15 protein-coding genes are annotated in these 12,697 nt (G+C 60.7%); 8 read left to right on the plus strand and 7 right to left on the minus strand.

Annotated features, from left to right (window positions below; all coding sequences use genetic code 11):
• The first annotated feature begins 21 nt into the window (after nt 1-21).
• Nucleotides 22-945 (plus strand): sugar ABC transporter substrate-binding protein, encoded by a 924-nt coding sequence (locus tag BFP92_RS25205; protein ID WP_065931611.1) that lies wholly within the window; start codon nt 22-24, stop codon nt 943-945.
• Between the two features lie 47 nt (nt 946-992).
• Here the strand turns inward: BFP92_RS25205 and BFP92_RS25210 are convergent, their stop codons facing one another.
• Nucleotides 993-1,307, minus strand: coding sequence for a DUF2834 domain-containing protein (locus tag BFP92_RS25210; RefSeq protein WP_065931629.1), 315 nt, complete (start codon nt 1,305-1,307; stop codon nt 993-995).
• An 83-nt stretch (nt 1,308-1,390) separates the two neighbouring features.
• On the opposite strand from BFP92_RS25210, the gene BFP92_RS25215 reads away from it, so the two are divergent.
• Together BFP92_RS25215 and BFP92_RS25220 are read left to right on the plus strand one after the other, a co-directional pair.
• Nucleotides 1,391-2,173 carry an MmyB family transcriptional regulator gene (locus BFP92_RS25215; RefSeq protein ID WP_065931612.1) on the plus strand — a complete coding sequence of 261 codons (783 nt, stop codon included), beginning with the start codon at nt 1,391-1,393 and terminating at the stop codon, nt 2,171-2,173.
• 55 nt (nt 2,174-2,228) lie between these two features.
• Nucleotides 2,229-3,929 (plus strand): amidase, encoded by a 1,701-nt coding sequence (locus tag BFP92_RS25220; RefSeq protein ID WP_170875871.1) that lies wholly within the window; start codon nt 2,229-2,231, stop codon nt 3,927-3,929.
• Between the two features lie 205 nt (nt 3,930-4,134).
• On the opposite strand, the gene BFP92_RS25225 is transcribed toward BFP92_RS25220, so the two are convergent.
• The 3 genes from BFP92_RS25225 to BFP92_RS25235 are packed head-to-tail and all read right to left on the minus strand — an operon-like array spanning nt 4,135 to nt 5,565.
• Nucleotides 4,135-4,872, minus strand: a complete 738-nt coding sequence (locus tag BFP92_RS25225) for a CPBP family intramembrane glutamic endopeptidase (RefSeq protein WP_065931614.1) — start codon at nt 4,870-4,872, stop codon at nt 4,135-4,137.
• A 7-nt stretch (nt 4,873-4,879) separates the two neighbouring features.
• Nucleotides 4,880-5,350, minus strand: coding sequence for a RidA family protein (locus BFP92_RS25230; RefSeq protein WP_065931615.1), 471 nt, complete (start codon nt 5,348-5,350; stop codon nt 4,880-4,882).
• Entirely contained in the window at nt 5,347-5,565 is a 219-nt protein-coding gene (locus tag BFP92_RS25235) for a DUF6434 domain-containing protein (RefSeq protein WP_056860200.1), read from the minus strand. Before BFP92_RS25235 ends, BFP92_RS25230 begins: the two co-directional genes overlap by 4 nt.
• Before the next feature lie 258 nt (nt 5,566-5,823).
• Here BFP92_RS25235 and BFP92_RS25240 point away from each other — a divergent pair, with 258 nt between their 5' ends.
• Nucleotides 5,824-6,255, plus strand: a complete 432-nt coding sequence (locus tag BFP92_RS25240; RefSeq protein ID WP_056860201.1) for a nuclear transport factor 2 family protein — start codon at nt 5,824-5,826, stop codon at nt 6,253-6,255.
• Between the two features lie 16 nt (nt 6,256-6,271).
• Here BFP92_RS25240 and BFP92_RS25245 read toward each other — a convergent pair whose 3' ends face one another.
• Nucleotides 6,272-7,597, minus strand: coding sequence for an aminotransferase-like domain-containing protein (locus BFP92_RS25245; protein WP_065931616.1), 1,326 nt, complete (start codon nt 7,595-7,597; stop codon nt 6,272-6,274).
• 88 nt (nt 7,598-7,685) lie between these two features.
• On the opposite strand from BFP92_RS25245, the gene BFP92_RS25250 reads away from it, so the two are divergent.
• On the plus strand, nt 7,686-8,576 hold the full coding sequence (locus BFP92_RS25250; RefSeq protein ID WP_065931617.1) for a DMT family transporter: 891 nt from the start codon (nt 7,686-7,688) through the stop codon (nt 8,574-8,576).
• On the opposite strand, the gene BFP92_RS25255 is transcribed toward BFP92_RS25250, so the two are convergent.
• On the minus strand, nt 8,573-9,133 hold the full coding sequence (locus tag BFP92_RS25255; RefSeq protein WP_065931618.1) for a YceI family protein: 561 nt from the start codon (nt 9,131-9,133) through the stop codon (nt 8,573-8,575). The genes BFP92_RS25250 and BFP92_RS25255 overlap by 4 nt on opposite strands.
• Nucleotides 9,134-9,257: 124 nt before the next feature.
• Between BFP92_RS25255 and BFP92_RS25260 the strand changes: the two genes are divergently transcribed.
• From BFP92_RS25260 to BFP92_RS25270, 3 genes are all read left to right on the plus strand, one after another.
• Nucleotides 9,258-9,752, plus strand: coding sequence for a PaaI family thioesterase (locus BFP92_RS25260; protein WP_065931619.1), 495 nt, complete (start codon nt 9,258-9,260; stop codon nt 9,750-9,752).
• A 44-nt stretch (nt 9,753-9,796) separates the two neighbouring features.
• Nucleotides 9,797-10,684 (plus strand): YghX family hydrolase, encoded by an 888-nt coding sequence (gene yghX, locus BFP92_RS25265; RefSeq protein ID WP_065931620.1) that lies wholly within the window; start codon nt 9,797-9,799, stop codon nt 10,682-10,684.
• A 286-nt stretch (nt 10,685-10,970) separates the two neighbouring features.
• A complete protein-coding gene (locus BFP92_RS25270; protein ID WP_065931621.1) occupies nt 10,971-11,177 on the plus strand; it encodes a hypothetical protein in 207 nt (68 codons plus the stop codon).
• A 225-nt stretch (nt 11,178-11,402) separates the two neighbouring features.
• On the opposite strand, the gene BFP92_RS25275 is transcribed toward BFP92_RS25270, so the two are convergent.
• On the minus strand, nt 11,403-12,593 hold the full coding sequence (locus tag BFP92_RS25275; protein WP_065931622.1) for an IS4 family transposase: 1,191 nt from the start codon (nt 12,591-12,593) through the stop codon (nt 11,403-11,405).
• Nucleotides 12,594-12,697 lie beyond the last annotated feature (104 nt).

Here is a 12,697-nt window from a genome sequence, read left to right on the forward strand (position 1 = left end):
CAAAAAAAACGGAGCATCACCATGAAGAAGCAACTTCTCGCAGCACTGCTGACCCTCGCTGTTACGCCCTGGGCCTGGGCGGATATTCGCATCGGCGTGAGCATCGCCCAGGTCGACGATGTGTTCCTCGCGCAAATGCGTGACTACATGGCCACCCACGCCAAGGAGTTACCCGGCGTGACCTTGCAATTTGAAGACGCCCAGGGCGATGTGGTGCGCCAGCTTAACCAAGTGCAGAACTTTACTGCCCAGGGCATGGACGCGATTATCGTCAACGCGGTGGACACGGCGGCCACGCAGAAAATGACCGTCAATGCCCAGCAGGCCAAGATCCCGCTGGTGTACGTCAACCGCCGCCCGGAGTTCAAGGACGTGCCGCCGGGTGTGGGTTATGTTGGCTCGGATGAGATCAAGGCCGGGGAAATCCAGATGCGCTACCTGGCAGAGAAAATGGGTGGCAAGGGCAACCTTGCGATCATGCTCGGGCTGCTGTCCAACAACGCCACGCACAACCGCACGCTGGGGGTGAAGACGGTGCTCAAGGACTACCCGGATATCAAGATTGTCGAGGAGCAAAGCGCCGAATGGCAGCGCGGCAAGGCGATTGACCTGATGAACAACTGGATTGTATCCGGGCGCAAAATCGATGCCGTGGCGGCGAACGCCGATGAAATGGCGATTGGCGCCGCCATGGCGATCAGCCAGGCGGGCATGCAGCCGGGCAAGGATATCCTGGTGGCCGGCAGCGATGGCGGCGCAGCGGGGCTGGACGCGGTGAAGAAGGGCCAGCTGCTGGTGACGGTGTATCAGGACAATAAGGGCCAGGCCGTTGGCTCGATTGATCTGGCGGTGAAGATGGTCAAGAAGGAACCCTATGTGGCTGAGCTGACCATTCCTTATCAGCAGATCACCAAAGACAATTACCAGGCGTTTTTGAACCCCTAACCCATACCCTGGTGGCGAGCGGGCTTGTCACAAGAGTCGGCTCGACCCTAGCGTTCTGTTTGACGCGTGAACCCATTCACTACGATATAAAGCAACGGCCCCACCGAAACAAACACCGCCGTCAGCGCAAAATACGGCAGCACAGACACCACCGACCGCCCGCGCCCACGCGCATCCCGATACATCCACACACACGCCAGCACTGCCATCAGGTACAGGTCAATCACCACCTGCGCGGTGTCCGGCCGCGACATCAACTGCCGCCCGAAGGCCAGCAGCGATTGCTCGGCGGTGAGCATCGTCGCCAGCGTATACAGCGAAAATCCAACCAACCCGACCAGGGCAATAGAGGGTCTGTGCATGGTCTCGTCCTTGAAGTGAATGAAGCTCACCATAGTGATAAGGTCGTGGCCCTCGCAATGACCTCACAGGTTATGAACCCACTATGGAAAGTACTGCCGGCGACCAGCTGCGCCAACTGCGTCGCCACGCCAAGCTCAGCCAGCTGGACCTGGCCTTGATCACCGGGGTTTCGCAACGTCACCTCAGTTACATCGAAACCGGCCGCGCCAAGCCGAGCCCGGGCACGCTGCACAACGTATTGACCGCGCTGGATGTGCCGCTTGAGCAGTGCAATCGCGTGTTCCTCGCCGCCGGTTACGCGCCACGCTACACCGCCACCCCGCTCGCCTCACCGGCCATGGCCGCGATTCGCGAAGCCGTCAGCCATGTGTTGCACGCCAACAACCCGGCCCCGGCGATTCTGCTGGACAGCCAGTGGCAAGTGCTGGCGGCGAATGCCAGCACCGGCGTTCTGTTTCAATTGTTGGGGCTTGAACCGGATGCAGCAAATGGGCTGAACCTGCTGACCACGCTGTTGCAAACCGGCGGCTTGGGCGACCACCTGATCAACGCCGAAGCGATCCGCGCGCTCGCCTGGCAACGCGCCAGCCGTGAGGCGCTGGGCAATCCCGAGTTGGCGGTTTTATTAGCGAGCCTGCCGACGCCCACCCACACCGAACCGCCCGAACACATGCCGCCCCTGGCGCTGACGCGCATCCGCTCACCCCGGGGCGAACTGAGCTTTCTGTCGACCTTCACCACGTTCGGCATGCCCCAGGACATCACCCTCACCTCGCTGCGTATCGAGCATCTGATTCCGGCTGACGAGCCGACGTGGCAAGTGATGCGCGCCGCCTACGCGGAGCATGCCGCGCTGGTTTTGTGAAATATCTGTCCGTAGACTGCCGCCATACCTCCCACTTGAAGGCGGCGAAAAAAACGTGATGCAAGTTACCGAAGTCTCCATTGCCCAACTGCGCGCGGCGCTTGAAACCGGCCAGACCACTGCCGTTGAACTGGTAAACGCCTACCTGGCGCGGATCGATGCCTACGACGGCCCGCAGACCGCCACCGCATTGAACGCCGTGGTGGTGCGCAACCCCGAAGCCCTTAAAGAAGCCGAGGCGTCCGATGCACGCCGGGCCAGGGGCGAAACGTTGGGGCCATTGGACGGCATTCCCTATACCGCCAAGGACAGCTACCTGGTCAAGGGCCTGACGGCCGCATCCGGCAGCCCGGCCTTTGCCAAGCTGGTTGCGCAGCGCGACGCCTTCACCATCGAACGCCTGCGAGCGGGCGGCGCCATTTGCCTGGGCAAGACCAATATGCCGCCAATGGCCAATGGCGGGATGCAGCGGGGTGTGTATGGCCGTGCCGAAAGCCCTTACAACGCCGACTACCTGACTGCACCGTTTGCCTCCGGTTCGTCCAACGGCGCAGGCACTGCTACGGCGGCAAGCTTCGCCGCCTTTGGTGTAGCTGAAGAAACCTGGTCGAGCGGGCGTGGCCCGGCGTCCAACAACGGTTTATGCGCCTACACGCCGTCCCGTGGGGTGATTTCGGTACGCGGCAACTGGCCGCTCACGCCGACCATGGACGTGGTGGTGCCCTATGCACGCACCATGGCCGACCTGCTGGAAGTGCTGGATGTGGTGGTCGCCGAAGATCCCGACACCCGTGGCGACCTGTGGCGCCTGCAACCCTGGGTACCGATCCCGAGCGTGGCGTCGGTGCGCCCCGCGTCTTACGCCGACTTGGCGGTGAGCAGCGAAGCCCTCGCCGGTAAACGTTTCGGCGTGCCGCGCATGTACATCAATGCCGACCCCGAGGCGGGCACCAGCGAAAAGCCCGGCATTGGCGGGCCGACCGGGCAGAAGATCAACACCCGCGCCAGCGTGATCGACCTGTGGGCAGATGCACGCCAGGCGCTGCAAGCTGCCGGTGCTGAAGTGATCGACGTGGATTTCCCACTGGTGTCCAACTGTGAAGGCGATCGCCCTGGCGCACCGACCGTGTTTACCCGTGGCTTGGTTTCCAAGGAGTTTCTGCACGATGAACTGTGGGAACTGTCGGCCTGGGCCTTCGATGACTTTTTGCGCGCCAACAACGACCCGGCGCTCAACCGCCTGGCGGATGTTGACGGGCCGAAAATCTTCCCGCACGACCCGGGCACCCTGCCCAACCGTGAAGATGACCTGGCCGCAGGCATGGACGAATACGTGCGCATGGCCCAGCGCGGCATCACGCCGTGGAACGCGATCAGCACAGTGCCGGACGGCCTGCGCGGCCTGGAGCAAACCCGGCGCATCGACCTGGAAGACTGGATGGACAGGCTTGGGCTGGATGCGGTGCTGTTCCCGACCGTGGCCGATGTAGGCCCGGCGGATGCCGACGTGAATGAAGCCAGTGCCGACATCGCCTGGAGCAATGGCGTGTGGGTCGCCAATGGCAACCTCGCCATCCGCCACCTCGGCGTGCCCACCGTCACCGTGCCGATGGGCGTGATGGCCGACATCGGCATGCCCGTCGGCCTGACCTTTGCCGGCCGGGCGTACGATGATTCGGCGCTGCTGAGCTTCGCCAGCGCGTATGAGGCCACCGGCAGCAAACGCATGATTCCACCGCGCACACCGCCGCTGTAAACATTGTGGGAACTGTATTTCACATCAACCCATGCAGAGCCACAACGGCCTGAACGAGGTCAACCTGTGGGAGCGGGCTTGCTCGCGAAAGCGCCGGGTTAGGCGATGCATCAGGCGACTGATACACCCTCTTCGCGAGCAAGCCCGCTCCCACAGGTTGACTGTATTTCAAGTCGGGCGATGTGAGTGCTGGTTGTGCTTCAGATCAAGCCATGTAGGGCACGGCGATCAGCAGGATCGTGGTACCGTGCGCCAGTGCTGCGGGCAGTACGCCGTAACGCATGCGCACCAGCGCGCAGGCCAACCCTTCAAGCAGGGTGAACAGCAACACCGGCCAGCCCAGTTGGGTAACGCTTAAGGCCAGGAACGCGTGGCAGGCTGCAAAGGCCACGCCGCTGATCAATGCCGCGCGCAATGGCGAAACCTGTTGCTCCAGATAACCCTGCAAAAAACCGCGAAACAGCACTTCCTCCAACGCATTGGCGCCATAGGCCAATACCACCATGCCCGGCAGCCACACCCAGTAGCCGTGGAGCTGGCTTGCATCAATGCCTTGATAAACCCGCAACGGCACGCCGATCAAACAGCCGACGACGATGCCTGCCGCCATGCCAACCCACGGGTTGCCAAGGGTCCAACGCATCAACCGCCACAACTCCGGCGCCAGGCGTGAAAGCAGCATGATCAGCAGCACCGACAGCCCGCCGAGCACCGCCAGCACGAAGGCATTGCCACTGAACGCAATCTGCGCATCGCGGCTCACCGCCCACATGCCCAGCGGCGTCATCACGTCGCGCATCAGCACAAACGCCGCCAGCAGGATCAGGATGCGCATCGCCACCTGCGTCCTTGGCGTCAACGCGAACCACGCGCCAAACAGCAGCAGCCCCGGCGCCAAGTGCAGGCCGTAGTCGATCAGTACCTCGAGCCCTTGGGTGATCATCGCCGGTTCAATCGTGTGCAACAGCGATCATGTCGATCTCGACGGCCGCCGATTTGGGCAACTGCACCACCCCCACCGACGTGCGCGTGTGCACACCGGCAGCCCCGAGGACTTCGTGGAACAGGTCCGACGCGGCGTTGGCCACTTCACTCTGCTGATCAAAGTCTTCGGCGCTGCGCACATACACGGTGATACGCGCGAGGGTCTTGACCTGATCCAGCGAACCCAGCGCCTGCTTGAGCAACCCCAGGCAACGCAACGCGCTGATACTGGCAGCGATTTGCGCCTGGGCCAGGGTCAGGCTTTCACCAACCTTGCCCGGCAGCATAAGGGTGTCACCGACACGCGGAATCTGACCGCTGATGTACAGGAGGTTGCCATCGCGCACCAACGGCGTGTAGTTGCCACCGACTTTGAATTCTTCCAACCGGTAGCCGATGCGCTCTTGAGCAGCCTGGTATTTTTCGTCGCGGGTCATGGGCGTGTGTCCTCGTTGCGGCGTTGCCACTCATCCACCACATCGCCCAGGGTTTTGGGCAAGTCGTTGCGGATCCAGGCCATGAACGGCCGGTCGAACTTGAACGTCGGGCCACAGTGTTCAAGCATGAAACGGCGAACGTTCTGGGTATTTTTGTAGTGAGGGGTCACGGGAGTGGCGCGGGTGATGACGTCGCTGTGCCAGTCAAAATCCATGTTGTCTCTCGGGAGGTTTGTTAGTTGCGCAGTAGCATAGCGATCGGCTTGTCGGGCTGGAAGCGACAAGGTGTGCCGCCCGCACTTATTTGATGTGTTGAGACGTCGTACAAGAACCCGAGTTGTTTATAACGTCATCAAGGCTAATCTTTTCGAGATATTTCAAAATTTCACTTTCTTTCCCGCTCGAAAATATTGCATGGTTGTACGACGACTTAACTTGTCGTGTTCACCCCCAACAACAATAAGGAAACACCCATGCCAAACGTCAAAGTGCTGATCGGTTTTCTGTGCCTGTTCACCGGCTACGTCGCAGCTGCGCCTGCCCCCGCCGAAAAGGATGTGGCCCAAGCGGTCGACCAACTGACCCAAGCCATGCTGCACCTGGACCTCAAGGCGCTGCACGCCCTGACTTCCGACAAGCTCACTTATGGCCACTCCAGCGGCAAGGTGCAGAACAAGGCGCAATTTATCGCTGACCTGGAAACCCACACCAGCGCGTTCAAAACCCTCGAAATGCAAAACCAGACCATCACCCTGGACGGCGACACTGCGCTGGTGCGTAACCACTTTCACGCCCTGGCCGTGAACAGCGGCGTCGAAGTGCCGACCGATATCGACAACTTCCAGGTCTGGCAGAAGCAAAAAGGCCATTGGCTGCTGATCGGGCGTCAGGCGTACAAATACTGACGCCAAGCGGTGCGGCTCACCACTGCACCGCTTCCCGGACCTTCAGCAGCGCCTCACCCAGCGCGGCCATGCTCACCGAACCCAGTGCCAGGCGCAGCGCGTGCGGCACCGTGGCTGAAACCGCGAACGGCTCGGCGGTGGACACGGAAATCGCCTCGCGCTGTAAGGCCATGGCCACCTGATCGGCTCGCGCCTCGTCCCCCAGCGGCAACCACAAAAAATACGAAGACGGGTGGCTGATGTAAGGCACGTCTTTGAGCACCTGCGCAGCCAAGGCTTGGCGTGCCCGTGCATCCTGGCGCTTTTGTGCTTCGAGTTGCGCGACAGTGCCGTCCTCGATCCAGCCCACCGCAATTGCGCTCATTACACCGGGCACGTTCCAGGTGGTGGCCATGATCGTGCGCTCCAGCTTTTTTACCCAGGCTGGTGGCGCGGCGATAAACCCGACGCGCAACCCCGTAGCGACGCTTTTGGAAAGCCCGCCCACGTACACCGTGCACTCAGGCGCCAACGTGGCCAGCGGTGGTGGCGCGTCTTCGGCCAAAAACGCGTAGGCCGCGTCCTCAATCAGCATCAGATGGTGCTCACGCGCGATGGCGATCAGTTGCTCGCGTTGCCCAAGGCTCATCACCCACCCCAACGGGTTATGCAGGGTTGGAATGCTGTACACCGCACGCACCGGGCGCTTGCGGCACAGCGCGTGCAGAAACGCCAGATCCGGGCCGCTGGCGGTGGCCGGAATGGCGACGATTTCCAGGTGCAGGGTTTCGGCCAGCACCTTGAAGCCTGAATAGGTCAGCGCATCCACGGCAATTACATCCCCAGGCTTGAGCAACGCCATCATCGTCACCGCCAGGCCGTGCTGGGCGCCGCTGACCATCAGCACCTGCTCCGCCTCAACCGTCAGGCCTCGGTTCAATAGATGCCGTGCCACGGCAGCGCGCTCGTGCAACCGGCCGGCATGGGGCTGGTAACGCAACAGCGCTTCCAGGTCGCCCGACAGTGCCAATTGGCGCAGAGCGGTGCGCAGCAGGTCTGCCTGACCGGGCAGCGAGGGGTAATTGAAGTTCAGGTCGAGCATGCCGGTGGCCACATTCATCTGCCCACTGCCCTGCCCCGGCGGCAACGCGATTTCCCGCACAAAGGTGCCGCGCCCGGTTTCGCCGCTGACCAGGCCCATGGCTTCAAGCTCGGTGTACACCCGGCTCGCGGTGACCAACGCCAGGCCATGTGCAGCGGCCAATTGCCGGTGCGTGGGCAGGCGTGTACCGGGCGCCAGTGCGCCGCTACGGATGTCTTGGGCAAAGGTGTCGACCAGTGACTTATAGCGGGCGCGCGGCATAGGCGGTGTATCCATGACAATTTTTTGATTGTCTTAATCCTGGCCCCTAGGATGGTGTTTACGCAACCACCTAGTTCGAGCCCTCACCATGGAACGCACCTCAAGCCTCACTGCGCCGCACAACATCACCCAAGGCTGGATCAACGGGTTTATCGGCGTGGTGATCTTCAGCGGTTCACTGCCAGCCACGCGCCTGGCGGTGATGGAGTTCAACCCGGTGTTTCTGACCATGATCCGCGCCGCCATCGCCGCCGTGCTCGGCGTGCTGTTGTTGTGGTTGTTCAGGGAAAAACGCCCTGCACGCCATCAATGGGGGCCGCTGGTAATCGTCGCCCTGGGTGTGGTGATCGGCTTTCCACTGCTCACGGCACTCGCGCTGCAATACGTGACGTCCGCGCACTCCATCGTCTTCATCGGCCTGCTGCCGCTGGCCACCGCAGTGTTTGGTGTACTGCGTGGCGGCGAGCGCCCGCGCCCGGTGTTCTGGCTGTTTTCGATCCTTGGCAGCCTGCTGGTGATGGGCTACGCCGTTGCCCAAGGCTTGAGCGCCGCGCCGGCCGGTGACCTGCTGATGCTGTTGGCCGTATTGGTGTGCGGCCTGGGATACGCCGAAGGCGCCACGTTGTCGCGCAGCCTGGGCGGCTGGCAAGTAATCTGCTGGGCGCTGGTGATGTCGTTGCCGGTGGTGGCGCCGTTGAGCGTGATGCTGGCGCCGGCTACCCTCTCGGGCATCAGCCTGCCGGCGTGGCTGAGCCTGGGCTATGTGTCGCTGTTCAGCATGCTGATCGGCTTTGTGTTCTGGTATCGCGGCCTGGCCCAGGGTGGCATCGCTGCGGTCGGCCAGTTGCAGTTGCTGCAACCGTTTTTCGGCCTGGCGCTGGCGGCGGGCCTGCTGCATGAGCAGGTCAGCCTGGGCATGCTGCTGGTGACGGTTGCGGTGATCGGCTGTGTGGCCGGGGCCAAGCAGTTTGCCCGTTAGCGCTGCGGCGCAACCATCTTGAATTTGATGTTGATGTCATTGGACACCACGCTGTTGCCCGCCCATTCACCCTCACCAATCTTGAAGTCGCTGCGCTTGAGGATGAACGCGCCGTCAAACACGCCGATGCCACTTTGCTCCTTGAGCTGCACATCAATATCCACCGGCCGCGTGATGCCCCTGATCGTCAGGTTGCCGCTGATTTTGTAGCGATTATCGCCCAGCGCCGTGGCGCCGTTGGACTCATACACGCCCACCGGATAGGCCGCGGTGTCGAACCACGCCGGTTGCTGCAATTGAGTATTGGCGTCCTGGCTGCCGGCGTCGATGCTGGCGAGCCGGATCTTGAGCAACGCATGGGCCGCCTCGGGCTTTTGCGTGTCAAAGGTCAGGGTGCCTTCAAAGTCGCTGAAAGTGCCATACACCCGCTGCCCGAATTGCTGGAAGGTAAAACTGATCTGGCTGGCGGTGCGGTTGACGTCCTTGTATTCCACCGCCTGCGCGCTGCCGAGAAACACACCAAGGAGGACCACCAACAAGTAGATACCACGCTTCATGCAACACTCCGCAAGACAAATGAATAGATGTGCCGAGCTAACACGCCATGCCATGGTTTTATTCCCTTTCGCAGCGTGCCCTGCTAAACAGAGTAGTCGCCAAAACAAACAATAAGGACTTTGCATGCACACCCCTTCCCTGCAGGACATCACCGCGCCCGAAGGCATCTGCTACGGCTGCGGCGGCAGCAACCCCCATGGCCTGCACATCAAAAGCCGTTGGGATGCCGATGGTATCCATGTGATCGCCGAGCACCTGCCTGAAGCTCAATACAGCGGCTGGCCGGACCTGGTCTACGGCGGCCTGATCGCCATGCTGGTCGATTGCCACTCCAACTGGACCGCCATGGCCTACCACTACCGCAACGAACTGCGCGAGCCCGGCAGCCTGCCGCGTATCGACTGCGTGACCGGTAACCTGGGGATCAAATTCATCAAGCCCACGCCCATGGGCGTCACGCTGACCCTGCGCGCGCGGGTTGAAGGCGACGTGGGGCGTAAAAGCCGCGTGGTCTGCGAGGTGTACGCCGGTGACGTGCTCACCGCCCTCGGCGACTCGGTGTTCGTGCGCGTCGATACCCGGCAATTGTCGGATTCCGCCCATGGCCGCGAACGTTGATCCTGGTCTACAGTGATGACCACCGCTAATCGAGGACTGCTCCGATGACTCGTCTCACCGCGAAAGACTTCGCCCCCGAACTGCTGGAACTCTACGACGGCTACGCCCACGGCAAGCTCAACCGCCGCGAATTCCTCGACCGCGCCGCGCTGTTCACCTTCGGCGGCCTCACTGCTTCAGCGCTGCTGGCAGCCCTGAGCCCCAACTACGCGCTGGCCGAACAGGTCAAATTCACCGACCCGGACATCGTCGCCGACTACATCACCTACCCCTCGCCCAAAGGCAACGGCACCGTGCGCGGCTACCTCGTACGCCCGGCCAAGGCCAGCGGCAAACTGCCCGCCGTGGTGGTGGTGCACGAAAACCGTGGCCTTAACCCCTACATCGAAGACGTCGCCCGGCGCCTGGCCAAAGCCGGCTTCATCGCCCTGGCACCCGACGGCCTCACCTCCGTGGGCGGCTACCCCGGCAACGATGAAAAAGGCGTGGAACTGCAACAAAAAGTCGACCCCACCAAACTCATGAACGACTTCTTCGCCGCCATCGAATGGTTGATGCACCACGACAGCAGCACCGGCAAAGTCGGGATTACCGGCTTCTGCTATGGCGGCGGCGTGACCAATGCGGCGGCGGTGGCGTATCCGGAACTGGGCGCAGCGGTGTCGTTCTACGGCAGGCAGCCGGATGCGAAGGATGTGCCACGTATCAAGGCGCCGATCATGCTGCACTATGGCGAGCTGGACACGCGCATCAACGAGGGTTGGCCGGTGTATGAACAGGCGTTGAAGGCCGCAGGCACGACCTATGAGGCGTTTATTTATAAGGGCGCCAATCATGGCTTTCATAATGATTCGACGCCGAGATATGACGAGGCAGCGGCGAATCTGGCGTGGGAGCGCACGTTGGGCTGGTTCCGCAAATACCTGGTCTGAACACGTTCAGAACTGTGGGAGCTAACTTCTTGTGGCGAGCGGGCTTGCCCCGCGTTGGGGCGCGAAGCGGCCCTGACACCTCACGACGCGATACATCTGGAAAACCGCGTTGACTCTCCTGGGGCTGCTGCGCAGCCCAACGCGGGGCAAGCCCGCTCGCCACAACATCCCGCCTCTCAGCTTTGATCGGTGTTGCCTGATCGACATGCATTGTGTGCTGTCGCTGCCTATCAGCGAACAGGTGTGGAAACCTGAAACAAGTAGGCCCCTTATCAGGAGCTTATGCATGAGCAATACAACGCGCTTCACCCCCAGCCGCGAAATATTTGAACGCGCCCTGAGCCACTACCTGCAACCCGCCACCGCTGCCGACACCACCCAAGGCCTGACAGGCGATCAACGCCACATGGCCGGCGCCACCGAACACCTGATCGACATGGCCCGAACCCTGGCCGACCGTGCACTGGAGTGCCTGCAACCCAAAACCTGCTGACACACCACAAACCAACTGTGGGAGCTGGCTTGCCTGCGAAGGCGGTGTGTTAGTGGCGGATTACTGACTGATACACCGTCGTAGCCAGCAAGCCGAGATGAGCACTTTCCCTAACTATCCAAGTTGCCGACTCATGCAGGCTTCTTCAATAATTCCAACTTATTGATTTTTCGTAAGAAAAATCGGGGATCCCTCAGGATCCGGCCCTGAGGGATCCCCACAAATTTACCCTAAACTCTGCGCTTGATGGCTTACCTCATCACGCAGAGCCCGCTCCAATATTTCCAAGTGTCCTCGGCCCCCAAAACCTGTGCAGCTTCGCCAGTATTCCAAGCCTAGTCGCCACAATGAGAGAACTCGCTTTTCTTTGATGCTGTTGCTCTGGTAGCGTCGTTCCAAACCGCTTTCTCGTGCCTGCAGCCCTGTCAAAAACAGAAGGTAGTTGGCCAAAGCAGCAATCAACAACACCTCAATACGCTTTGGACAATGGCTTCGATGCAGATTAAGGCCCAATCCCAGGTGCTCATTTTTTACATCTCGAAAGCCTTCTTCGATCTGCATGCGGCGCTTATAAATCGCTACGATCTTTGCTGGATTCCATTCGTCTTGCTTCAGATTGCTGGAAAGCAACCAAGGCTCCCGTTCACGCCTGGCTGACTGCCGGCTGAGCTTACTTTTGGCGATTGAGCCGGTAACTCGTTGATGCTTGCGGCCCTTGGCTGAATGTCGCACGCAGTACAAATCGATCAAGTGCGGAGCGCTACGTGTCATCTCGACCCGGCCAATCGACTTGGGTGACGAGGTGGCCAACGCATACAAGTTTTTCACGGGCAGCCACTCATTTTCGTCACCACGATATAGCTCACGATTTCGTATGCGAGCCACGTAGTACCAGCCCTGCGCAGCCACTGCTTTCATCCATGGTCGCCGGAAACCTGCATCAGTAACCATCACTGGAACACATCCATCGGGCAGTAGTTCAGCCAGTGTTTTGAGCAGGCGGTTTTGATATTTGGGGCAACCCTCGCGCTCATGAACACTTTCATAAATTGGAAATGAGCGCCCCGCCAGCGGTATCGCGGCTCTCAACAAAAAAGCATTACCGGGAGCATCAATTCGTGACCAGTCAACCAAGATTAATGGGTGCTTCACCGACCCCAGCAATGCCCGCAGGATCACCCAGTAGAACAGCGGGCGCTCTGCTCTGAGGTGTTGATTGCCCAGCAACCGATCGACCCGCTTGATTGCATGTTTGGGGTACGCCTGACCTGGCATAAAACGTCCGAGTGCTGTCAGCGTCAGGCGGCGGCCTTGCAGTAACGAACTGACACAACTCATCAGTGTTGTCAGGCGACGAGAATGGATTGAAGGCAGTGCTTGAGCGAGCGCTCTGTGTAAAAATCGGATGGCTTGCATGGGTCGGGGATCTTGTTTTTGTGTGGTGCAAACCAAGTTGCCGACTCATGCAGGCTTCTTCAATAATTCCAACTTCTTGATTTTTCGTAAGAAAAATCGGGGAT

It is taken from the genome of Pseudomonas sp. 58 R 3, from assembly GCF_900006605.1.
Taxonomy (GTDB): Bacteria; Pseudomonadota; Gammaproteobacteria; order Pseudomonadales; family Pseudomonadaceae; genus Aquipseudomonas; species Aquipseudomonas salomonii.